The sequence below is a fragment of the Microbulbifer sp. TYP-18 genome (genome assembly GCF_040932045.1).
GTDB lineage: Bacteria > Pseudomonadota > Gammaproteobacteria > Pseudomonadales > Cellvibrionaceae > Microbulbifer.
Genome location: NZ_JBFRBC010000002.1, coordinates 346,271 through 367,979, shown reverse-complemented (window position 1 = coordinate 367,979; position 21,709 = coordinate 346,271). Strand labels below are relative to the sequence as shown.

Here is a 21,709-nt window from a genome sequence, read left to right as displayed (position 1 = left end):
TTTGCCTGTCCCCCCAAATTTCCGGCGCAACCGGGCTGGGACACCGAGTATTAGAGTCGTGCAGACCCGAACTGCGATGGATGGTCACATTTGCGCATGGCCAGTGACGATTATTTATGAATAATTACTATCATCACTGGGTAGCTGATTGTAAAAGCCATGACACTCAACGAGTTGCGTTACATAGTCACACTGGCGCAGGAGAAGCATTTCGGCCGCGCGGCCGAACGCTGTTTTGTAAGCCAGCCAACCCTGTCTATCGCGGTGAAGAAACTCGAGAAAGAATTGGGCGTGGCATTGTTCGAGCGCTCCAAAACCCGGGTACAGCCGACCCCCCTGGGCGAGCGTATCGTGGGTCAGGCGCAACTGGTGTTGGAACAGGCGGCCGCCATCAAGGATATTGCCAGCGCCGGCAAGGACCAGCTGTCGAGCCCCTTGTCGGTGGGTGCCATCTTTACCATTGGCCCCTATCTTTTCCCCCATTTTATTCCCCAGCTTCAGCTGCGGGCGCCGGATATGCCGCTCTATGTGGAGGAAGGTTACACAGCCACGCTGCGCCAGCGCCTGCGCAAAGGAGAGCTGGACACCATCATCATCGCGCTGCCATTCACCGAACCGGACGTGGTTACCCAGCCCCTCTATGACGAACCCTTCATGGTGTTGATGCCGGTCTTCCACCCGCTGGCAAAGCAGAAAGCCATAGATCCGGAACAGCTGGCGGGGGAAAACGTGTTATTGCTGGGGGAGGGCCACTGTTTTCGCGACCAGGTGCTGGAGGCATGCCCGGATCTGCAGCAGTCCATGGAGCGCCAGGGGGGCAGTGCCCAGGTGCGCACCGTAGCAGACGGCAGCTCTCTGGAAACCCTGCGCCATATGGTGGCCTCCGGCCTGGGTATCACCGTATTGCCCATGTCGGCGGCAACCGGCTCGCAATATGCTTCGGGCCTGCTGGAAACACGGCCGTTCACATCCCCCAGCCCGCAGCGGACGGTGGCGCTGGCGTGGCGCGCCAGTTTTCCGCGCCATCAGGCGGTCGATGTGCTGCGGGATGCCATTAACCAGTGTCAGCTGGGGGCGTGACGGCGGGCGGTGAGGGATCTGGCGGATCAACCGGTAACAGTGCTCAAGGGCGTGGGCGACAGGGTGGCCCAGGTACTGGCCAGGCTGCATATCAACACGGTGCAGGACCTGCTGCTGCACCTACCCTGCCGCTACCAGGACCGCACCCGCATCACCCCTATCGCCGGCCTGCAGGCAGGGGTGGACGCTGTGGTGGAGGGGGATATCCGCGCTGCCGATATCCTCTACGGCCGCCGCCGCAGCCTGGTGGTGCGGCTGCAGGATCACAGTGGCACACTATCGCTGCGTTTTTTTCACTTCACTGCAGCACAGAAAAATCGCTTTGCACCCGGCACCCGCCTGCGCTGTTTTGGCGAGGCGCGCCGCGGTGCCGCAGGCCTGGAACTGTATCACCCGGAAACTCTGATCCTGCACGGTGAGTCGCCGGCGATCCCGGATAGTCTCACCCCTATCTATGGACTGACCGAGGGCATGACCCAAGCCCGTCTGCGCCGCCTGGTACTGCAGGGGCTGGAGTTGCTTGTAGACGGTGGCGTCGACGAACTGCTGCCGCCGCAGTTACTGCCACCGGGCATGGATGGCCCCCTCGCCGGCGCTATCCGGTTTCTGCACGCGCCCCCGGCGAGTGCGGACCCGGCGCAACTGGCTGAAGGGCAGCATCCGGCACAGCTGCGGCTGGCTCTGGAAGAGTTGCTGGCACACCACCTGAGTTTGCTGGCATTGCGGCGCGGCATGTCCAGGATCGGTGCCCAGGCACTGCCGGAAAACCCCGCGCTGCGACGCGATTTTCTCGCCCGCCTGCCCTTTGCCCTGACCGGCGCCCAGGAGCGGGTTTGTGCGGAGATCGCCACTGACCTCGCCAAAGCCGCGCCGATGATGCGCCTGTTACAGGGGGACGTGGGATCCGGCAAGACACTGGTTGCCGCCCTGGCGGCGCTGCAGGCACTGGCTAACGGCGCCCAGGTGGCGGTAATGGCTCCCACGGAAATACTTGCGGATCAGCACCGGCGCAACTTCTGTAGCTGGTTCGAACCATTGGGAATTTCGGTGACCTGGCTGGCCGGTGGTCTCAGGGCGGCGGAAAAGCGTCGCCAGCTCGCCGCTATCGGCTGCGGTGACACCCAGCTGGTAATCGGTACCCACGCGCTGTTCCAGGCGGAGGTGGTGTTCGCCAACCTGGCCCTGGTGATCATCGACGAACAGCACCGCTTCGGCGTGCGCCAGCGCCTCGAACTGAGGGACAAGGGCAGTGCCGCCGGCGACACCCAGCGCCTGCAGCCCCACCAGTTGATCATGACCGCCACACCGATTCCGCGCACGCTGGCCATGTCCGCTTTCGCCGATCTGGACTGCTCCGTGATCGACGAACTGCCGCCGGGGCGCCAGCCCATCAATACTGTCGCTATTTCCAATGAGCGCCGCGACCAGGTGATAGAGCGGGTGCAGGGGGCCGTGGCCGAGGGGCGCCAGGCCTATTGGGTGTGCACCCTGATCGAGGAATCCGAAACTCTGGAGGCCCAGGCGGCGGAGTCCACTGCAGCCGAATTGGCCGCGGCACTGCCGGGGCTCAGTGTCGGTCTCGTGCACGGCCGCCTGAAACCGGAGCAGAAAGAGGCTGTCATGGCCGCCTTCAAGGCGGGACAACTGGACCTGCTGGTGGCGACCACGGTCATCGAGGTGGGGGTGGACGTCCCCAATGCCAGCCTGATGATCATCGAGAACCCGGAGCGTCTCGGCCTGGCCCAGCTGCACCAGCTGCGCGGCCGGGTGGGTCGGGGCTCCATCGCCAGCCACTGTGTACTCCTCTACGGTACACCGCTGTCGCAAACGGGCCGCGCGCGGCTGCAGGCGATGCGGCGGCACAGTGACGGCTTCGCCATCGCCGAGGAAGACCTGCGCCTGCGGGGGCCGGGGGAAATACTGGGAACCCGGCAGACCGGCGAAATAGAACACCGGATCGCAGACCTGCAGAGGCATGCGCACCTGTTGCCCCAGATACAGAAAATCGCTGCTGACCCGGCGCTCAGCGACCCGCTGCGCCAGCAGCTGATCGCCCGCTGGTTACAGAACAAGCCGCGTTTTGCCGAAGTCTGAGCGACGGGCGGTTGCTCTCTGGCGCGGTAGCTGGCAGCCTTGGGGTGCTTATAGACGCCTGCGAATGAAGGCCTGACGTTAAACGCCCATTTTCTGTATCCAGGGAGAGCAACAAATGACAAAAATGACGACTATGCTCTGCAGCCTAATGCTTTCTGGATCGCTGCTCTTGACTGCAGAGAGCGCCACTGCCCAGGGCGGGCTCTTTGGCCTGGGGGCGGATGAGGCCAATCCCACCCTGACCATAGACCCCATTCGGATCCACCTGAACATCCCGGTGCCGGTCAACGGCGCCAAACTCTATCAGCTGCTCGCCCAGGCCGGTGGCGAAGGGGAACTCAGCGCGTTGCGGAATGCGGCCCTGGCCCGGTACCGCGCGCAATTCGACAGTGAAATGCAACGGCATTTGCGGGAGTTTTTCGTCGATGAGGAGGTTCCACTGACGCAGACTGAGGCGCTGTTGACGTTGCGCACCATCGCGCAGCTCACCGTGGTTAAAAACCTGGTGGCGCTGGAGAGCAGCGACGGCTATGAAGTTGAGCGCGGTACCATACGTCTTGAGGGGTCGGTGCGCATAGAGGTTCGCGATCGCGCCGATCGCAGCCTGTTTAGTCGCGATATAGACGTCGGCAGGCTGAGGGTGAAAAAAGATTACACCGTGAAGTCCGCCGCTGACGGCAGCAACAGCCAGGATACCACCGATGCCGCTATTAGCGAGGTCCTGAGCGAAGTGGCGAGGAGGTTGGTGCGTCGCGCAGACGGCGACCTGGAGGCCGACGAACTGCGCGATCTGCTCCCCGCCACCGGTTAACAGGCCCTAACCGGTTGCTGAAAAACCCTTTGCGGCTTCCATAAACCCGGGTTTGCGGCGCATGTCCGCAAACTCTCCACGACAAATCGAGCCGCCAGGCCTGAATTGCGATCCCGAAAATCCCTGCCAGGGGATTCCGCCGCAGTCAGCGGGCGGCGGTGGCCGCAGCGGCACCGTCGATCGCGGTGTAGTTGCGGTCATTGAAAACGCTTTCGTCGAAAGCGCCCTCACTCTTCGCCACGATGGTGCTGATGACAGAGTCCCCGGTGATGTTGATCGCGGTGCGCACCATGTCCAGCAGGCGGTCGACGCCTATCACTATGGCAATCCCCTCCAGCGGCAGGCCCACCTGCTGCAGAACCATGGCCAGCATGATCAGCCCGACGCCGGGCACACCTGCAGTTCCAATGGAAGCCAGGGTTGCGGTGAGAATGACTGTCAGATAGCCCGCCAGGCCTATGTCGATACCGTACAACTGGGCGATAAACACCGTGGCTACACCCTGCATGATGGCGGTGCCGTCCATGTTGATAGTCGCCCCCAGGGGGATAGTGAAGGCCGCCACCTTGTTGTCCACCCCCAGGCGCTTTTCCACCGTGGAGAGAGTCACTGGAATCGTCGCCGCCGAAGAGGCCGTGCTGAAGGCGAACACCATGGCCGGACGCATTTTTTTCAGCAGTTCGAGGGGGTTCAGTCCCGACAGCAGCTTGAGCAGAATCGAATAGACACCCAGCGCGTGCAGCAGCAGGGTCGCCAGCACTACCAGGAAATACTTGCCCAGCTGGAATATGGCATCGACACCCAGTTGCGCAATCTTGTTCGCCAGCAGGGCGAATACCCCATAGGGGGCAAATACCATCAGCACGCCGACCATGCGCATAATCACATCGTTGAGGTCACTGAAGAAATCGGCTACGCGGCGGCCGGCCTCGCCGGTGCGGGCTACGGCATAACCCATCAACAGCGCGAACACGATAATCTGCAGCATATTGCCCTTGGCCATGGCGTCCACCGGGTTGGTGGGAAAGATATTCACCAATACCTCCGACAGGGGTGGGGCCGGCTTGGGCTGAAAGGTCGCATCGGCCACCACGTCTGTCATGCCCATACCCGGCTGGAACAGCAGCGCCATGCACAGTGCCAGCGTGATCGCTGCAGCGGTGGTCACCAGGTAGAGCACCACGGTTTTGCCCGCCAGCATGCCCATGCGGCTGCCCTCGGACAGGGCGCAGGCGCCGCAGATCAGCGATACCAGCACCAGCGGTACCACCATCAGCTTCAACGAGGCGATAAATATGCGCCCGATGATGTCGAACAGGCCCTCTGTCAGGTAGCTGTTGATAAACTCGGTCACGCCGCTGCCCAGCAGTTGACTGGCATTGAGGAAATTCAGCAAAACGCCGACGACTATGCCCAGCAGCATCGCCATTACGATTTTGGTGGTGAGGCCCATAGCGATATCACTCTTCGGAAGGGTTCATTATTGTCTCGTGGGAAAGGGCACTATATCCGTCGCCGCGCCCCTGAGCAAAGGTCCAACCTTGCGGCTTGATCAACCCCACCGCCGAGCGGGTACAATGCGGCTTTGATTTTGCACCGAGGGCAGCGTTGTACCACTCTCCCTATGTTCCGCACGGAGCCTGGCTGGCTGAACCGCTGGAGGCTGTGCACGGCCAGCCGCCAGCGCGGCTGCGGCCCTGGCTGTTGTATCCGGGCTCGTTGACCGCGGCACTGAAGCAAGAGAGCCGCGGGTGCCTGGCCGTCAGGGTGCTCAGCCAAAGCTGGCGGCGACCGGCGCAGGAGGAGCGCCGCACACTGGGCCTGCGACCGCGCCAGCTCGCCCTGGTGCGCGAGGTGTTGTTGTGTGGCAGCGGTGTTCCCTGGGTTTACGCGCGCAGCGTGCTGCCCATGCGCAGTCTGCAGGGCAAGTCCCGCTATCTGCGCAGCCTCGACGACCGGCCGCTGGGAGAGCTGCTGTTCTGCGAGGCGGATATGCGGCGCGGCCCCATTCTGCTCAACCAGTTGCGGCGCAACCCGGACTGCCGGCTGGCGGAACTGGAGGACGCAGGGGACAGTGCCTGGGGGCGCCGCTCCACCTTCTGGTTGCGCGACAAGCCCCTGTTGGTGGCGGAGACCTTTCTCAGTAGCTTTCGCCCCGCGGGACCGCCCTGTACCGGCGCCGCCGGACAGCAGCCCAGCGATATAAAGCTCGGGGAGACAGAGTGATCAGTCAACAAATCGCCCAGCGCTGGCCGGCGGTACTGCCCTATTGGCAGCTTGCCCGCATGGACAGGCCCGTTGGCTGGATGCTGCTGCTGTGGCCCACCTGGTGGGCGCTGTGGCTGGCGTCCCCGGGGTGGCCCGGACTGCACCTGTTTGCGGTGTTTACCCTGGGAGTGTTGTTGATGCGGGCCGCCGGCTGCGCGGTCAACGACTTCGCCGACCGCAATGTGGACGGCCGGGTGAAGCGGACCGCAGCGCGGCCACTGGCCACCGGCGCGGTCAGTGCGGCCGGCGCACTGTGGCTGTTTGCCGGCCTGAGCCTGGCGGCCTTCCTGCTGGTGCTGACTACCAATGCATTGACGGTAAAGCTGTCGCTGCTGGCGGTGGTGCTGGCGGCCGCCTACCCATTCGCCAAGCGCTACACCCACCTGCCCCAGGTGGTCCTGGGCGCGGCCTTCAGTATGGGTATACCCATGGCCTTTGCCGCCAGCACCGGTGCAGTGCCGCCGCAGGCATGGCTGCTCTTCACCGCCAACCTGCTGTGGACAGTCGCCTACGATACCTTTTACGCGATGGTGGACAGGGACGACGACCTGCGTATCGGGGTCAAGTCCACCGCCATATTGTTCGGGGAAATGGACCGCGCCATGACCGGTGCCCTGCAGGGAATGACAATTTTTGCGCTGCTGTTGATCGGGCGGCAGTTTCAGCTGGGCGCTGTCTATTTGGTCAGCCTGGCGGCGGTCGCGGGCCTGTTTGTATACCAGCAGTGGCTGGTGCGGGAGCGCCGGCGCGAGGCCTGTTTCAAGGCTTTTATCAATAACAACTGGGTCGGCGCACTGATCTTTGCTGGAATTTTGGTGGACCAGTTCATCAATGGATAAAACCAGTGCCCAGATTTCCCGCCAGTGTTGGGATTAAATCCCCAATGCTCCGGCGATTGTTTCCCCCCGAATTTTTGCCCCGGTGATCGTTACCCATGGGTCATTAAATTAATGTGCAGGGCGTTCCGGCTGTCATATATTTGTCACTGAGTTGCCGTTAAATGTGCGTCGAACGGACATCACTTATGGGATCAGGATGCACAGTAAAACCATTCTAATCGTCGATGATGAAGCGTCAGTGCGGGAAATGCTGCGTGTGGCGTTGGAGATGGCAGACTACCGCTGTATCGAAGCGGAGAATGCCCAGGCCGCGCACGCCCTGGCAATCGATGAAAAGCCGGATCTGATGCTGCTGGACTGGATGCTGCCGGATATTTCCGGTGTAGAGCTGGCCCGCCGTCTCAAGCGGGACGAGTTGACCGCCTCGCTGCCGATTATCATGCTCACCGCCAAGGGCGAGGAGGATCACAAAATCAAGGGGCTGGAAACCGGCGCCGATGACTATATCACCAAACCTTTCTCCCCCCGGGAGCTGGTGGCGCGCCTGAAAGCGGTATTGCGCCGCGCCGGGCCGTCTTCACCGGAGGAGCCCCTCACCGCCGACAAACTGGTGCTCGACCCCATCTGCCACCGGGTCACCATCAACGGCCGGGCGGTGGATATGGGGCCCACCGAATTTCGCCTGCTGACTTTCTTCCTCTCCCATCAGGAGCGGGCCTATACCCGGGCCCAGCTGCTGGACCATGTCTGGGGTGGCAATGTGTATGTAGAGGAGCGCACCGTGGACGTGCATATCCGCCGTCTGCGCAAGGCGCTGAGCCTGGACGGCCACGAGCGCTATGTGCAGACGGTGCGCGGTACCGGCTATCGCTTTTCTGTGCAAACTGCGGAAAAAGTGTGACAATTCCCCCACGCGGGATCGGGGGTTCGCTGGACAGACCCGGGCCCCGGCGCGAAAGATTACCATACCAATAAAATGCCGGCGCCCAGAGCGAATGGTCGCTACGGACCTGCCCCCGCTCGAATCCAATGATGGAGAGAACCAACCACCATGCTGGAACGCAGTATCGGCGAACTCGCGCGCTTTCTGGTCATTGCTCTCGGCTGTATTATTTTCGGTTTCTCGTCTGGGAACTGGCTGTTAGCGATTGCCATGGGGCTTGCCATTTATGTGAGCTGGATGCTGTGGCAGCAAAGTCGCTTTAGCCTGTGGCTGGCCAACGGCCGCCGGGGTGCAGTGCCCACCATGTTTGGTATCTGGGGCGAGATCTTCGACGATTTTTACCGGATGCAGCGCCGTCACCGCCGCGAGAAACAGAAACTCCACACCATGTTGCGCCGGGTCCAGGACAGCACCGGCGCCCTGCGCGAGGGCATTGTGGCACTGGAGGATGGCGGCAATCTGGCCTGGTGGAATCCGGCTGGGGGCGAATTGCTGGCGCTGCAGCCCGGGGATACCGGTCAGCCACTGGTGAATTTTGTGCGCGATCCGGGTTTTGTCCGCCTGATGCACACTGGGGAGCCATCTGCCGGCACACCGCTGACCATGCCGGCGCCGGGGAACGAGGCGCGCACCCTGCAGCTGGAGGTCACCCGTTTCGGACGCGATGAGGCCTTGGTGATAGTTCGCGATATCACCCGCCTGCACAACCTGGAGCAGATGCGCCGGGATTTCGTCGCCAATGTCTCCCACGAGCTGCGCACACCCCTGACGGTGATCGCCGGCTATCTGGAAACCCTGGAAACCAGTGGCCAGGCACCGGCGGGCTGGCAGCGCCCGCTGCTGCAGATGCGCGAGCAGGCAGACCGTATGACCGACCTGGTCAACGACCTGCTACTGCTGTCGAGGCTGGAGACGTCCGAACTCGATCATGGTAGCGACAGGGTGTCGGTCAGGGAATTGATCGGGCAGGTCGCCCACGAGGCCCGCAGTTTCAGCGGCGGGCAGCATGAGATCAGCATCGATTGTAGCGGGGACGCGGTGCTGACCGGGGAGGCCTCGGAATTACACAGCGCCTTTGCCAATCTGGTACTGAATGCAGTCAGATACAGCCCGGAAGGCGGTCCCATCGCCCTGCGCTGGTGGGTGGATGAGCAGGGAGGCCACTTCTCCGTGCGGGACAGTGGTATCGGCATAGAGCCCATTCATATTCCGCGCCTCACCGAGCGTTTCTATCGTGTCGATGCGGGCCGCTCCCGGGACAGTGGCGGCACCGGCCTCGGCCTTGCCATTGTCAAACATATACTGCTGCGCCACGGCGCCGACATGACCATAGAAAGTACGCCGGGCTGCGGCAGTACCTTTGCCCTGCATTTCCCACCCCATAAACTGGACTCGGCAACGGCGGCCTGAGTTAGGGCCAACTTACTCGGTGTGAACAGACCTAGCAGGCTGTTGAAAAATACTTTCTCAACAGGCCCTAGTCTCCCAGCTCTTGCAGCAGCCGCTCAATACCGTCCCTGCGGTACGTCACCTCCTGGCCTTCGCTGACGGCCTGCGCCTGGTGGCCCAGGGTGACATGGTACAGTTGGCGTTCAGAGTCCCGCACCAGCAGGTGTTCGCGCCCGTCGTCATCCACAGGCAGTTGATCGGTGGATATCAGAGCGTCGCGCAGGGCGCGCAGGCGAGGCACATCCCGGTAGCGGTCCAGATCGCCGGAGAGGCGTTTCTTCATGCGTTCGCATTCGTGTAGGGCGGTGGCCGTCTCCCGGTACTTGGCGAAAAAAAATACCGCTGCAATGGCGAAGGCGATAACCACGGACATTTCAAACCACTCGGGCATCTCAACTCCCCTCTATTGTTTTGTGCCACACCATCAACTGGTTGTTGGCCGGTAGGTAATTCAGTTCCGTCCGTCGCAGGCCCGCCGCCTCCGCCAGGCTGTCGAGCCACTCCAGGTCGCGGATGCCCATGTCCGGGTCGCCCTGACGCAGGCTCTGATCGAAAGCGGCATTGCCCTGGCCCACAAACTCGCCGCCAATCTTAACAGGCCCGTACACGATCAGGCGCCCGCCGGGGCGCAGGGCCAGGGGCAGGTGCCGAAACAGGGCCTCTACCGTTACCGCGGACATTATGTGAAAGGTGTTAGCGGTAAAAATAGTGTCGGCTTGAACCGGTGGCCATTCGCCACTCACATCCAGCTGCAGGGGCGGCAGCAGGTTGGTCGCCGGTTCCGCTTCCAGCCAGGCGCGGATGCCCGGCAGCTTGTCAGCGCGGTCGGTGGTCTGCCAGCGTACATGGGGCAGGCGGGGGGCGAAATAGACCGCGTGCTGGCCGGTACCGCTGCCGATCTCCAGCAGGCACTGGGGGTCCGCCAGCAGGCGCTTTAGGTGAGATAGTATGGGTTCCCGGTTGCGCCCGCAGGAGGGTGCGTCCGGCAGAAGACCGTCGCGGGGCGCATTCATGACGCCTGCTCCCGGGTGAAGACCCAGTCGTTGCCCTGCGACAACTGGGGGTTAAAGGCATAGCCAGCCTCGGTGAAGGCTTTCAGTTCTGCGGCCTTCGTCACCCGGTGGTCTATGGCCCAGCGGCTCATCAGGCCGCGCGCTTTCTTGGCGAAAAAACTGATCATCTTGTATTGGCCGTTCTTCAGGTCCCTAAAATGTGGGGTGACAATCTCGGCCTGCAGTTCTTTTGGCTGCACCGACTTGAAATACTCATTGGATGCCAGGTTGACCAGTTCGCGGCTTTTCAGTGCACCCAGCTGTGTATTTAATGCCCGGGTGATCTTGTCACCCCAAAAATCGTAGAGGTTGTTGCCGCGGGCGTTGGCAAACTTGGTGCCCATCTCCAGGCGATAGGGCTGCATCAGATCCAGCGGCCGCAGCAGGCCATAGAGGCCGGACAGAATACGCAGGTGTTTTTGCGCATAGGCGAAGTCGCGTTTGCCCATGGTCTCCGCATCGAGACCAGTATATACATCGCCTTTGAAAGCGAGCAGCGCGGGGCGGGAGTTTTTCTCGGTAAATTTTCGCTTCCAGCTCTGGAAGCGGTCGTAATTCAAGGTGCCCAGCTTATCGGAGATTTTCATCAGGCTGGAGATATCCTGAGGGCTCAGTTTGCGCAGCTCTTTGACCAAGGCGGCTGAATCGGTGGGGAATTCCGGCTCAGTAGAGTCCAGTGCCGGTATATCGCTGTCGTAGTCGAGCGTTTTGGCCGGGGAAATGACGATTAACATAATTGTCCTTGGTTGCTGTTGCGGAGGTTACTCGGGCGCTAAGATATCCCGCCACCAGTTCAGCGGCGTCTGCCCGTCCTCCGGGTCGTATACGTTGCCGTAGTACCAGACGCTATTGGCTCCGTCGCAGGCCTGGTTGAGAATCTTCTCGATGTCCGCAAAGCCGCAACTCACGTGGATGCTGTAGACCAGCAACCTGGGCGTCTCCAGGTCCAGTTCGCCGCCGAGTTTCTCCAGTTGCGGGGTCAGCTGGTCGGACAGCGCGCTACTGTCACCGCGACACAGTACCCTGATGGCCAGGTTGCCCGAGCGCTTGACCAGTTCGAACTGCTGCTTGTGTTTGTCGACCTTGATGGTGTCGCCGCTGGCGATCCCCTTGACAAAAGCCGGAGAGCGCACCAGTTGGCAGCTGTGGTCCTCGTTAACCCTCACCTGCAATCTTTCCACTACCGGTTGGCCGTCCGGGTCGGTGCCGGCAAATAGTTCGATAGTCTGCAGTGCCGCCATAACCCAACCCCTTGAACTGTGTAAACTATGCGCCAGTAAGGTTCGCATTATACAGGGAGGAAGCCATGTTTCCGCGCGCTATTACCGCCATTTTGCTGGCGGCGTCACTGCTGGCCGGCTGTGCGGTCAATCCGGTTACCGGTGAAAGGCAACTGTCACTGATTTCCCCGGGCCAGGAGCTGGCGCTGGGTGCGCAGCAATATCCCATCAACCAGCAACAGCAGGGTGGTCAGTATTTGATCGACCCGGCATTGCAGGATTACGTTGCCCGGGTTGGCAGTAAGCTGGCAAAGGTATCCGACCAGCCGCAGCTGCCCTACGAATTCGTGGTGCTGAACAACTCGGTACCCAATGCCTGGGCCCTGCCCGGCGGAAAGATAGCGGTTAACCGGGGCCTGCTGGTGCTTCTCGACGATGAGGCGGAGCTGGCGGCGGTGCTGGGTCACGAGATAGTCCACGCCGCCGCGCGCCACTCCGCCGCGGCCATGTCCCAGCAGCAGGTATTGGGCGCCGGCCTCGCCGTGCTAGGTGCCGCCACCAGGGAAACCGGTTATGGCGATCTGGTGAATCTCGGCGGCCAGTTGGGGGGCTCCGCCTATATAGCCCGTTACGGGCGCGGCAACGAGTTGGAATCGGATCGGTACGGTATGCAATATATGGCCGCCGCCGGCTACGATCCCCAGGGTGCCGTGCGACTGCAGCGCAAGTTCGTCGAGTTATCCAAGAACCGGCAGGCCGGTGGCCTGGACGCCCTCTTCGCCAGCCATCCGCCGTCCCAGGCTCGCGTCGATGCCAATCTTCGCCACGCGCAGAAGCTGCCCAGGGGGGGCACAAGCAACCGCATTGGCTATCAGCGGGCCATCGCCCAGCTCAAGCGCGATGCGGACGCCTATGATCGTTATGACAAGGCCCAAGTCGCAGCCAGGGACAAACAGTATGATCGCGCCCTCAGTCTGGTGCGCGAGGCCCAGAAGCGACAGCCCAGGGAGGCCTCCTTTTATCAGCTGGAGGGGGATCTGCTGGCACAGAAAAAGCGCTACAGGGCCGCCTACAATGCCTACGACCAGGCGCTGCAGAAAAACCCCGGACTCTTCTCCAACTGGCTCAAGCGCGGTCTCGCCAGCGCACAGCTGAAAAACTACAGTGAAGCGGAGCGCGATCTGACCCGTTCCCTGCGCTATCTGGAAACGCCCTACGCTCACTACTATTTGGGAGAGGTAAACGAGAAGCAGGGGGATCTCAAAACCGCCTACAGTCATTACCAGACCGCGGCCAAGGGCGGAGGCCAGATTGGCAGCGCCGCACAGGCACGGATAGAGGCTTTGGCCGGAAAGGGCTGATTTCACCTGAGCGGATGCCGGTGGGACGCCACAAGCGCAATCAAAATATAAGCCTTGGGTTGTAGCGTTCCATTTAAAGCTCTCCGACAAGGCTGGCGACCGGGCAAAGAGAGGATTATTTGATTGGTCGCCAGAATAAGGCCCCAGCTCAATTACCGTAACAGACCCCGGCAGGTGACTGCAAAAGTTCTCTTTGGCGTTTTTCATCCCGGGTCTGCGGCGCAGATTCCCGGACCCTTAGCGAAAAATCAAGCAGCCTGTGGTTAACCCGGGAACTTATCGAGCTGTCAGCTTGATGATTAGAATTGTAAAGATAAATCTACGGTGTATTGATTGGACTCTATATCGTATTGATTTAACTGCTGTATACCATGCTGGTAACCTACTTCGGCAAGAATATTCGGGGTGAAGAAGTGCGAAAAACTTATACCATAGCGATTGTTCTCACTTGCACTCAGGCCAATAGAGGTGAAGCGGGAGAAATAGTACTCCCCTCCCAGGTTCCATAGGCCGGAGTTGCTAAACAAGGAGCCGTTAAGTGTAAAATAGGTTTCATCTCCCAGGTCCTTGAAATATTTAGTGGAAAATACTGATTCGGTATCAATTCCCAATGCCTCAAACGTAAAGCCAATATAATCCGTTTCATTAAATGGATGGCGGTACTTCCCTGTAAGCACGGTTCTCGTATCCCCATCCAGACTCTGGCCACTCACCTTGGCCATAAAGTTGGGCGTGAAAAAATAGCCTGCCGTTGCAGTATACAGCTGCTGTCCATTGAATTCGCCAATTGAGCCGCCGATAAGAAAACTATTGGCGAAATATTCGCCACCTATATTCCCGTAATTGGAATCAGAAAACTCACCTTCCGCCCGTATATATCCAGCATGGATATTGCTGATGCTATTGATATAGTCAAATTCCTTTAAAGGGCCAAGTGCACTCTTATCCGAGAAGAAATAGGTACTGCCGATAGAATAAAAATCTGTGTTACTTCGAAGTCGCTGGGGCTCATACCGTTCTAGATCCCTGCTCCAGCCATGTATCAGCTGGTCGGATAGGCTGCGATTAAATCCCGCGCTGGAAAAGGACTGGTACTGCTCTGCAACTGCCGATACGGAAAGCAGGCAACAAATGATCAGGCAACTCAATCTCATGCGATTATTCCTTATTTGTATAGATCATCCAGGTGGTTCCGGGTCCCTGCTGCAGGTTGGACGCCGGACCTTTATCCTGGTGGAGATATTGCGATCGCCCTGGTTAGTTGGCCTTGTTGGAAATAAGTTCCATCTCGTTCGCGTTATTTAGAACGGTATTGGTACCAAGTAAGGATTGCCGTTAGTCTTTTGATTGCATCAGTAGGCCTCTTTGACACACTTCAAACCCTTACGGGATACTGCTTGTAGAGGTCCATATAGAAATGGGACAGCGAGTTTGCCAGGTGGAGGAGCCACAGTTGGGTGTAGGTTGGATAGCAACGTTTGCCTTGGGGCTTTTTGTAGCTTAGTGCCTGTTAGATTCGAAGCTTACAGGGACTTGTAAAAAGGGCCGCTTTAAGCGGCCCTGGGGTATAGCCGGTAAACGGCGGCTCTTAAAGTTGTACAGTCAGGCCGAGCAGGAAAGTATCAGTGTCGACACCGCTACCGGCGTTGTAGCTCACTATGCCGGCAGTATCGCTGCCAGTGTTGTAGGCTAGCTTGCCGGAGATATTGCGGTTAAAGAAGTGGGAAACCCCGACTCCGAAATTTTCGCCCCGATCATAGTCGGCAAAAACAGAAGTTTCCCTGCTGAAATAGTACTCGGTGCCCAGCTTCCAGTAGTCGTCAAAATCATCATGGCTGGTAAAGCTGGCACTGGCAGTAATCCAGGTTTCGCCGCCCAGATCTTTAAAGAGCTTGGAAGACAGGGTGCGACTTTCCAAGTCGTCATCCGTTGAGAAGTCGAAACCGATATAGCCGCTGTCACTCAATTGGTGGTTGTAGCGCGCATTGAACAAATAGTCAGCGTCATTGTCTTCCCACTGGGTGCGCTCCACGCTCAGCAGGAAGTTTGGGGAAAACAGATAGCCCACAGAGGCGTTGTAAAGGTTGGTTTCGTCGATATTCACGATGCCGCCGCCAACCACAAAACCATTGGTTGCAAAGTACTCGCCACCGACACCCACAGCATTCGCATCGTCGTCAGGGAAGTCCAGATAACTGTAGCCAGCAGAAATCTTGGTGATTTTGTTGATGTAGTCGAACTCCTTCAGCGGGCCCAGGGTCTCTCTGGGAGCAAAGTAGTAAGTGGTATCCAGATCAAATTCATCAATATCCACACTACGGTCGGAAGTCGAGAATTCATTGTTGGTGTATTGGGCATTGGTGATGGACTGATAACTCTCGGCAGCTGCGGAAGTGGCACATACCATGAGGGGCAGGGCGACAATTTTGAACTTCATTGCGATTTCCTTGTTAGATCGTGGTTCCAATTGGAGGGGTCGATGGTAAGGATTTTTCCTGAATGGGAAATGAATGGACGGAGTGGTGCCGATGCAGCGGGTGGCCCGGCAGGCGAATTGCTTTCAGTTTGCGCTGACCGACGGCTTTACCAGCCACTCGGGACGCTCAAACTCCCCTATGGGCTGCACTTCCACAAAGGGGGCGGCACTGCGAATGATATGATCGATTTGCGGGTCGTGCTGCGCCTCCATGGCGTCCCGGTGCGCCTTGCTCTCCCAGCTGGCGATGGCGATCAGCCGGTTGGGATCGCCGACACAGCGCCTGAGTTCCGTGCCAAGTGCGCCCGGTGCCCTCTGTATGAGTTTGGACGCTCGTACCCAGATAACGGCGTATTCCTCGGCACTGTGCCCTTCCTTGATTCGGACCTCGAAGATATATTGCACCGGCTGCTGCTCCCTGTTTTTATAGAGGATGCTCCAATATTAACCCGGCAACCTGTTTATTGACTCGGCGATCCAATAGGTTGTCGGGATAAAAGTTGCCGGGGTAATCATAAAAAAGGCCGCCCGAGGCGACCTTGTTACAGGCTGCACTGTGTTTACAGGTTGCGCAGGTTTTCCCGGTGCCCGTGGCGAATATCCGCGCCCTCCACCAGGTAGACCACCTGCTCGCAGATATTTTTGGCGTGATCGCCGATCCGCTCCAGTGAGCGCAGAGTCCAGAGAACATTGATCACGCGGGAAATACTTCTGGGATCTTCCATCATGTAAGTGACCAGCTCGCGCAGGGCACTGCGGTAGTCCATATCCACCTGTTCATCCTCTGCCAGAGTACTCATGGCGGCCCGGACATCGAAACGCGTGTAGGCGTCGAGCGCGTCGTTGAGCATCCTGCGCACCGCATTGGCGATGTGGCGGATTTCCGTGTAACCGCGCGGCGCGCTGCCCTCTTCCGTCAGGGCAATCGCCAGTTTGGCGATTTTGCTGGCTTCGTCCCCGATACGCTCCAGGTCGCGGGCAATGCGAATAACTGACATCACCATGCGCAGATCGGAAGCGGCGGGCTGGCGCTTGGCGATAATCAGCGTGGCGTGTTCGTCGATGGCCATTTCCCGCGAGTCGATCTCCTCCTCGATGCGCAGGACCCGCTCCGCCAGCTCACTGTCCGCATTGGCAAGTGATTCGACCGCGTCTGCCACCTGGCGGGCAACCTGGCCGCCCATTTCCAGCATCTCGGTCTTGATGCTCTCGAGATCCTCGTTGAACTGGCGGGATATATGTTGATCGAAATGCATGTCCATAGTCTGTTCGCTTCTGTTCGCGCAAGTGTAGCCCAGGGAATCAACCGAAACGGCCGGTGATATAGGCTTCGGTCAGCTCGTGCTGTGGATTGGTGAACACTGTCTCGGTGTCGTTGACTTCGATCAGGTGGCCCAGGTGGAAGTAGGCGGTGCGCTGGCTGACGCGGGCCGCCTGTTGCATAGAGTGGGTGACTATCCCGATGGTGTAGTTCTTGCGCAACTCGTCGATCAGCTCTTCGATACGCGCGGTGGCGATGGGATCCAGGGCCGAGCAGGGTTCGTCCATAAGGATGACCTCGGGGCTCACGGCGATGGCGCGGGCGATGCACAGTCGCTGCTGCTGGCCGCCGGACAGGCCTGTGCCCGGTTTGCCCAGGCGGTCCTTGACCTCGTTCCACAATCCGGCGCGGCGCAGGCTGTTCTCGACAATCTCATCCAGTTCCGCGCGGCGGTTGGCGATACCGTGGATTTTCGGCCCATAGGCGACATTGTCGTAAATGGATTTGGGGAAGGGGTTTGGCTTTTGGAACACCATGCCGACCCGTGCGCGCAGAGGTACCACATCGACTTTGGGACCGTAAATAGGTTCTCCGTCCAGTGTCAGCTCCCCCTCGACGCGACAGCCTTCGATGGTGTCGTTCATGCGGTTGAGACAGCGCAGAAAGGTGGACTTGCCGCAGCCGGAGGGACCGATCATGGCCACCACCTGGTTGCGGCCTATGTCCAGGCTCACTTCGTGAATTGCATGGGTATCGCCGTAGAAGACATTGACCTTGCGCATGCGCAGCTTGGCGTCGTCACAGATTGGTTGGCCGACTGTCTCGCCGACTCTGGCATTGGTGTCCACAGTAGTTGTTCGCTCCACCGTTTTGGCTTGCGCCGCCTGGCCGGCATCCAGAGTCATCATACTAGTCATAGGGTCAGTTCCAGTTTATCAGCCGTTACCAGCGGCGCTCGAGTTTCTTGCGCAACAGCACTGCACTGGCGTTCATTAGGATCAAAAAGCCCAGCAGCACCATAATGGCGGCGGAGGTGCGCTCCACGAAAGCGCGCTCGGGACTGTCGGCCCAGAGGAAGATCTGCACCGGTAGTACCGTGGCGGGATCGGTAATACTGTGCGGTACGTCGACGATAAAAGCCACCATACCGATCATCAGCAGCGGTGCCGTCTCGCCCAGGGCCTGGGCCATGCCGATAATGGCACCGGTGAGCATACCGGGCATGGCCAGCGGCAGCACATGGTGGAACACCACTTGCATACGGGACGCCCCCATGCCCATGGCGGCTTCGCGGATGGACGGGGGCACCGACTTCAGCGACGCGCGGCTGGAGATGATGATGGTGGGCAGCGTCATCAGCGTCAGCACCAGTCCACCCACCAGGGGCGCCGAACGGGGCAGCTCGAAAAAATTGATGAAGATTGCCAGGCCCAGCAGGCCAAACACAATGGAAGGCACGGCGGCGAGATTGTTGATGTTGACCTCGATCAGGTCGGTCCAGCGATTTTTCGGCGCATACTCCTCCAGGTAGATGGCCGCAGCCACGCCGATCGGGAAGGACAGCGCCAGTGTCACCAGCAGGGTCAGCAGGGACCCCATCAGGGCGGCGCGAATCCCCGCCTGCTCCGGCTCGCGGGAATCGCCGTTGGTGAAAAAGGTGGTGTTGAAGCGTTTTTTCAACTCACCGCTGTCGCGCAGCTGTGCAATCCAGTCCGCCATCCGGTCGGAGGTGCGGCCGCGAAACCCCTCTCTGCTCTCAGCGAGGCTTTTGACATAGGTGTCCACATCGTCGTCCGCGGCCAGCCACACCCGCTCGGTCTGGCCGAGGAGTTCCGGGTTGGCCCGCAGCCGGTCCCGCAGCGTAAAGGGGGCACCGGTGGAAACCAGCCGATAGAGTTCGCGCCGGTCGCTGCGACCGGTGACTTCAGGGAAGCGCTGGCGCAGCGACTGGCGAATCACGCCGGTGAAGTTGGCCGCGGTGAGGCTGGCGTCATCCACGGTGTCTATGTCCAGAACTGCGGGATCGTAGCTTATTTGCAGTTCGATGGCGGTCTGCACAAAGGCGCCACTGCCCTTGCTGATAATGTCGGTGAACAGTATCAGTACCGCCAGCACGCCGAAGGCGATGCTGCCGATTCCCAGGCCGCGAAACAGTTTTTCCTTGCGGTGGCGGCTGCCGAGACGTTGCTCGATACGCGCGCGCACTTCTGCCTGAGTCAGATCAGTCATACTGTTCCCGATATTTTTTTACTACGTGCAGGGCGATAAAGTTCAGTACCAGGGTGGACAGGAATAGCATCAGGCCCAGGGCGAATGCGGCCAGGGTTTTGGGACTGTCGAACTCCTGATCCCCCACCAGCAGGGTCACTATCTGTACCGTGACCGTGGTGACCGATTCCAGCGGGTTGGCGGTGAGGTTGGCGGCCAGACCTGCAGCCATCACCACAATCATGGTCTCGCCGATGGCGCGGGAGACCGCCAGCAGTACTCCGCCGACAATACCCGGCAGTGCGGCTGGAATCACCACTTTGCGCACCATCTCGGAACGGGTGGAGCCGAGGCCCAGGGAACCGTCGCGCAGGGATTGCGGTACGGCGTTGATGACGTCGTCGGACAGGGACGATACAAAGGGGATAATCATCACCCCCATTACCAGGCCCGCCGCCAGCGCGCTTTCGCTGGAGGCCTGCAGGCCCATAGCGGTGGCCAGGTCCCGCACAAAGGGCGCCACCGTCAGCGCAGCGAAAAAGCCGTAGACCACTGTGGGAACACCGGCGAGTATTTCCAGAACCGGTTTGGCCGCCGCGCGCACCCGCTTGCTGGCGTACTCAGCCAGGAAGATAGCGGACATCAGGCCGACGGGAACCGCCACCAGCATGGCGATGGCGGACACCATCAGGGTACCGGTAAACAGCGGCACAGCGCCAAAGGCCCCACTGGAGCCCACCTGGTCCTCCCTCAGTGCCATCTGCGGACTCCAGTGCAGTCCAAACAGGAATTCCGTCAGCGGCACCGACTGGAAGAAGCGCAGGGACTCGAACAGTACCGACAGCAGAATGCCAACGGTGGTGAAGATGGCGGCGGAGGCGCAGCCAACCAGTATGACCCGCAGCACCCGCTCCACCTTTTCCCGCGCCCGCAGTTCCGGCGAAAAGCGCAGCAGGGCGTAAATCCCCAGGCCCAGGGATAAAATCAGCACTATGACAGTCTGCAGTGTCTGCGCGGTGCCGCGCAGGCTGGTGAGTTTTGCCGCAGCCGCCTGCACTTCCGCCGATGCCTGCCCGAACAGGTTTCCCGCCGCCAGGTTCTGCACCTGCGCATACAGAAGGTCGCGCCCGGCGACAGTGTCGGGTTTGTCGGGGAAGGAGTGCATTACCAGTGCGCGGAGGATGGCGTCGTCAAACAGCAGCCAGGCGCTCAACAGGAGCAGGGCCGGCAGGCCGCACCAGAGTGCTATGTGGGTGCCGTAGTAACCGGGCAGAGATGCCAGATGGCGCACACCACCCATGCTGCGCGCCGCTGCCAGGGCGCGGCTGACACCGGTGCCGTAGGCCACCAGGACCAGCAGCAACAACAGGGCAAATAAGGTCGGGGTTTGCATGGACAGAGCGCTCTTTATATTCCGCCGGCATTATCCGGACTTTTTGCAGGCTTTGCAGCGGTAAATGGCGTTTGCGCGCGGGCGCTTTACTGGTTTGAGTCGGCGGGTCTTGGGTGAAACCAAAATGAAAAGGCCAAGACCCAGGGGCTTGGCCTGTCACCCTTTTAACTCAGTTCTCCCTGTTATTCCTTGATCGCGAGATTGGTCAGGGCATTCATCTTGCGCACATTGGTGGCAACCTCCTGGCGCCTGGCGGTGGACAGGGGGATCATACCCTTGTCGGCCAGGTAACCGTCTTCGCCCCAGGCGCGCTCATTGGTGAACTCGGCCAGGAACTGTTTCATCCCCGGAATCACGTCTATGTGGGCTTTCTTCACATAGATGAACAGCGGGCGGGATACCGGGTAGCTCTGTTCGGCGATGGATTCAAAAGTCGGCTTGTGATTCTCGATCACTGAGCCCTGTACCTTGTCGGCGTTCTGATCCAGGAAGCTGAAACCGAAGATGCCCAGCGCATCGGGGTTGGCCACCAGTTTGTTCACGATCAGATTGTCATTCTCGCCGGCTTCTACATAGGCACCGTCTTCACGGACTGTGTGACAGATAGCCTTGTAGGCGTTTTTGTCCTGTTTCTTTTTCGCCGCAATCCAGTCGAATTTCTTACAGCCACCCTCCATCGCCAGTTCGGCGAAGGCATCGCGGGTACCGGAAGTGGGGGGTGGGCCCAAAACTTCGATCTTTATCGCGGGCAGAGCCGGATTGACGTCCTTCCAGGTCTTGTAGGGGTTGGCAACCAGGGTTTTGGAGCCGTCGGGGTTGGGTACCTCCCTGGCCAGCGCCAGGAAAATGTCCTTGCGGGTCAGTTGCAGCGGGTCGGCGCCCTTGGCGTTCGCCAGTACTATTCCGTCGTAGCCCACTTGCACTTCCACCACATCCACGCCATTGTCGTTACAGGTCTTTAGCTCGGATTCCTTGATGCGGCGGGAAGCTCCGGTGACGTCGGCGGTGGTTTCGCCCACGCCCTGGCAAAACAGCTTCATGCCGCCGCCGGTACCGGTGGACTCCACCACCGGGGTCTTGAACTGGGTGCTGCGGCTAAAGCGCTCGGCGACCGTAGTGGTGAAGGGGTATACGGTGGACGAGCCGACGATACTGATATGGTCGCGAGCAGCCATGGCCGCCTGAGATGCTGCAATGGTCAGAGTGGCCAGGGAGGCGGCCAAAATTCGCTTGGTCATTGATAGCTCCAGTGTT

21 protein-coding genes are annotated in these 21,709 nt (G+C 59.9%); 8 read left to right on the top strand and 13 right to left on the bottom strand.

The window, feature by feature from the left end; genetic code table 11:
* Positions 1-159: 159 nt before the first annotated feature.
* The 3 genes from ABVT36_RS03685 to ABVT36_RS03675 all read left to right on the top strand — a co-directional run bounded on the left by ABVT36_RS03685 (position 160) and on the right by ABVT36_RS03675 (position 3,985).
* Positions 160-1,080 (top strand): hydrogen peroxide-inducible genes activator, encoded by a 921-nt coding sequence (locus ABVT36_RS03685; protein WP_367149935.1) that lies wholly within the window; start codon positions 160-162, stop codon positions 1,078-1,080.
* Between the two features lie 9 nt (positions 1,081-1,089).
* Positions 1,090-3,174, top strand: a complete 2,085-nt coding sequence (gene recG, locus ABVT36_RS03680) for an ATP-dependent DNA helicase RecG (protein WP_368455319.1) — start codon at positions 1,090-1,092, stop codon at positions 3,172-3,174.
* Between the two features lie 115 nt (positions 3,175-3,289).
* Positions 3,290-3,985 carry a hypothetical protein gene (locus ABVT36_RS03675; RefSeq protein WP_368455318.1) on the top strand — a complete coding sequence of 232 codons (696 nt, stop codon included), beginning with the start codon at positions 3,290-3,292 and terminating at the stop codon, positions 3,983-3,985.
* Positions 3,986-4,130: 145 nt separating this feature from the next.
* Here the strand turns inward: ABVT36_RS03675 and ABVT36_RS03670 are convergent, their stop codons facing one another.
* Positions 4,131-5,438, bottom strand: a complete 1,308-nt coding sequence (locus tag ABVT36_RS03670) for a dicarboxylate/amino acid:cation symporter (RefSeq protein WP_367149931.1) — start codon at positions 5,436-5,438, stop codon at positions 4,131-4,133.
* 95 nt (positions 5,439-5,533) lie between these two features.
* Here ABVT36_RS03670 and ABVT36_RS03665 point away from each other — a divergent pair, with 95 nt between their 5' ends.
* From ABVT36_RS03665 to phoR, 4 genes are all read left to right on the top strand, one after another.
* Positions 5,534-6,211, top strand: a complete 678-nt coding sequence (locus tag ABVT36_RS03665) for a chorismate lyase (protein WP_368455317.1) — start codon at positions 5,534-5,536, stop codon at positions 6,209-6,211.
* On the top strand, positions 6,208-7,092 hold the full coding sequence (gene ubiA / locus ABVT36_RS03660) for a 4-hydroxybenzoate octaprenyltransferase (protein WP_368455316.1): 885 nt from the start codon (positions 6,208-6,210) through the stop codon (positions 7,090-7,092). Before ABVT36_RS03665 ends, ubiA begins: the two co-directional genes overlap by 4 nt.
* A 196-nt stretch (positions 7,093-7,288) precedes the next feature.
* Complete coding sequence (gene phoB, locus ABVT36_RS03655; protein WP_368455315.1) at positions 7,289-7,993, top strand: phosphate regulon transcriptional regulator PhoB; 705 nt, start codon at positions 7,289-7,291, stop codon at positions 7,991-7,993.
* 150 nt (positions 7,994-8,143) lie between these two features.
* On the top strand, positions 8,144-9,445 hold the full coding sequence (gene phoR, locus ABVT36_RS03650) for a phosphate regulon sensor histidine kinase PhoR (protein ID WP_368455314.1): 1,302 nt from the start codon (positions 8,144-8,146) through the stop codon (positions 9,443-9,445).
* A 67-nt stretch (positions 9,446-9,512) separates the two neighbouring features.
* On the opposite strand, the gene ABVT36_RS03645 is transcribed toward phoR, so the two are convergent.
* Genes ABVT36_RS03645 through ABVT36_RS03630 form a run of 4 tightly spaced genes read right to left on the bottom strand, consistent with a single transcriptional unit; the run spans position 9,513 to position 11,777 of the window.
* Positions 9,513-9,875, bottom strand: a complete 363-nt coding sequence (locus ABVT36_RS03645) for a hypothetical protein (RefSeq protein WP_368455313.1) — start codon at positions 9,873-9,875, stop codon at positions 9,513-9,515.
* A gap of 1 nt (position 9,876) precedes the next feature.
* Positions 9,877-10,497: a DUF938 domain-containing protein gene (locus ABVT36_RS03640; protein WP_368455312.1), complete on the bottom strand. Its 621-nt coding sequence runs from the start codon at positions 10,495-10,497 to the stop codon at positions 9,877-9,879.
* Positions 10,494-11,270, bottom strand: a complete 777-nt coding sequence (yaaA, locus tag ABVT36_RS03635; protein ID WP_368455311.1) for a peroxide stress protein YaaA — start codon at positions 11,268-11,270, stop codon at positions 10,494-10,496. Before yaaA ends, ABVT36_RS03640 begins: the two co-directional genes overlap by 4 nt.
* 27 nt (positions 11,271-11,297) lie before the next feature.
* A complete protein-coding gene (locus ABVT36_RS03630; RefSeq protein ID WP_367149923.1) occupies positions 11,298-11,777 on the bottom strand; it encodes a DUF4265 domain-containing protein in 480 nt (159 codons plus the stop codon).
* Positions 11,778-11,842: 65 nt separating this feature from the next.
* On the opposite strand from ABVT36_RS03630, the gene ABVT36_RS03625 reads away from it, so the two are divergent.
* On the top strand, positions 11,843-13,117 hold the full coding sequence (locus ABVT36_RS03625) for a M48 family metalloprotease (RefSeq protein ID WP_368455310.1): 1,275 nt from the start codon (positions 11,843-11,845) through the stop codon (positions 13,115-13,117).
* A 299-nt stretch (positions 13,118-13,416) separates the two neighbouring features.
* Here the strand turns inward: ABVT36_RS03625 and ABVT36_RS03620 are convergent, their stop codons facing one another.
* The 8 genes from ABVT36_RS03620 to ABVT36_RS03585 form a co-directional block, all read right to left on the bottom strand.
* Positions 13,417-14,271 (bottom strand): putative porin, encoded by an 855-nt coding sequence (locus tag ABVT36_RS03620; protein WP_368455309.1) that lies wholly within the window; start codon positions 14,269-14,271, stop codon positions 13,417-13,419.
* Between the two features lie 434 nt (positions 14,272-14,705).
* Complete coding sequence (locus tag ABVT36_RS03615) at positions 14,706-15,554, bottom strand: putative porin (RefSeq protein ID WP_368455308.1); 849 nt, start codon at positions 15,552-15,554, stop codon at positions 14,706-14,708.
* A gap of 123 nt (positions 15,555-15,677) precedes the next feature.
* Entirely contained in the window at positions 15,678-15,998 is a 321-nt protein-coding gene (locus ABVT36_RS03610; RefSeq protein WP_368455307.1) for an antibiotic biosynthesis monooxygenase, read from the bottom strand.
* Between the two features lie 155 nt (positions 15,999-16,153).
* A complete protein-coding gene (phoU, locus tag ABVT36_RS03605) occupies positions 16,154-16,855 on the bottom strand; it encodes a phosphate signaling complex protein PhoU (RefSeq protein WP_368455306.1) in 702 nt (233 codons plus the stop codon).
* 40 nt (positions 16,856-16,895) lie between these two features.
* The gene (gene pstB, locus ABVT36_RS03600) at positions 16,896-17,636 is read right to left on the bottom strand and encodes a phosphate ABC transporter ATP-binding protein PstB (RefSeq protein WP_368455447.1); all 741 of its coding nucleotides are present in this window, start codon (positions 17,634-17,636) and stop codon (positions 16,896-16,898) included.
* Between the two features lie 160 nt (positions 17,637-17,796).
* On the bottom strand, positions 17,797-19,083 hold the full coding sequence (pstA, locus tag ABVT36_RS03595) for a phosphate ABC transporter permease PstA (protein ID WP_368455305.1): 1,287 nt from the start codon (positions 19,081-19,083) through the stop codon (positions 17,797-17,799).
* On the bottom strand, positions 19,076-20,455 hold the full coding sequence (gene pstC, locus ABVT36_RS03590) for a phosphate ABC transporter permease subunit PstC (protein WP_368455304.1): 1,380 nt from the start codon (positions 20,453-20,455) through the stop codon (positions 19,076-19,078). The genes pstA and pstC overlap by 8 nt, the downstream gene beginning before the upstream one ends.
* Positions 20,456-20,637: 182 nt before the next feature.
* Positions 20,638-21,693 carry a PstS family phosphate ABC transporter substrate-binding protein gene (locus tag ABVT36_RS03585; protein ID WP_368455303.1) on the bottom strand — a complete coding sequence of 352 codons (1,056 nt, stop codon included), beginning with the start codon at positions 21,691-21,693 and terminating at the stop codon, positions 20,638-20,640.
* Positions 21,694-21,709: the final 16 nt, after the last annotated feature.

Coding starts and splice junctions, on each gene's coding strand:
- ABVT36_RS03685 (WP_367149935.1), top strand. CDS start 160: ATGACACTCAACGAGTTGCGTTACATAGTCACACTGGCGCAGGAGAAG.
- ABVT36_RS03675 (WP_368455318.1), top strand. CDS start 3,290: ATGACAAAAATGACGACTATGCTCTGCAGCCTAATGCTTTCTGGATCG.
- ABVT36_RS03670 (WP_367149931.1), bottom strand. CDS start 5,438: ATGGGCCTCACCACCAAAATCGTAATGGCGATGCTGCTGGGCATAGTC.
- phoB (WP_368455315.1), top strand. CDS start 7,289: ATGCACAGTAAAACCATTCTAATCGTCGATGATGAAGCGTCAGTGCGG.
- phoR (WP_368455314.1), top strand. CDS start 8,144: ATGCTGGAACGCAGTATCGGCGAACTCGCGCGCTTTCTGGTCATTGCT.
- ABVT36_RS03645 (WP_368455313.1), bottom strand. CDS start 9,875: ATGCCCGAGTGGTTTGAAATGTCCGTGGTTATCGCCTTCGCCATTGCA.
- ABVT36_RS03640 (WP_368455312.1), bottom strand. CDS start 10,497: ATGAATGCGCCCCGCGACGGTCTTCTGCCGGACGCACCCTCCTGCGGG.
- yaaA (WP_368455311.1), bottom strand. CDS start 11,270: ATGTTAATCGTCATTTCCCCGGCCAAAACGCTCGACTACGACAGCGAT.
- ABVT36_RS03630 (WP_367149923.1), bottom strand. CDS start 11,777: ATGGCGGCACTGCAGACTATCGAACTATTTGCCGGCACCGACCCGGAC.
- ABVT36_RS03625 (WP_368455310.1), top strand. CDS start 11,843: ATGTTTCCGCGCGCTATTACCGCCATTTTGCTGGCGGCGTCACTGCTG.
- ABVT36_RS03620 (WP_368455309.1), bottom strand. CDS start 14,271: ATGAGATTGAGTTGCCTGATCATTTGTTGCCTGCTTTCCGTATCGGCA.
- ABVT36_RS03615 (WP_368455308.1), bottom strand. CDS start 15,554: ATGAAGTTCAAAATTGTCGCCCTGCCCCTCATGGTATGTGCCACTTCC.
- phoU (WP_368455306.1), bottom strand. CDS start 16,855: ATGGACATGCATTTCGATCAACATATATCCCGCCAGTTCAACGAGGAT.
- pstB (WP_368455447.1), bottom strand. CDS start 17,636: ATGCGCAAGGTCAATGTCTTCTACGGCGATACCCATGCAATTCACGAA.
- pstA (WP_368455305.1), bottom strand. CDS start 19,083: ATGACTGATCTGACTCAGGCAGAAGTGCGCGCGCGTATCGAGCAACGT.
- pstC (WP_368455304.1), bottom strand. CDS start 20,455: ATGCAAACCCCGACCTTATTTGCCCTGTTGTTGCTGCTGGTCCTGGTG.
- ABVT36_RS03585 (WP_368455303.1), bottom strand. CDS start 21,693: ATGACCAAGCGAATTTTGGCCGCCTCCCTGGCCACTCTGACCATTGCA.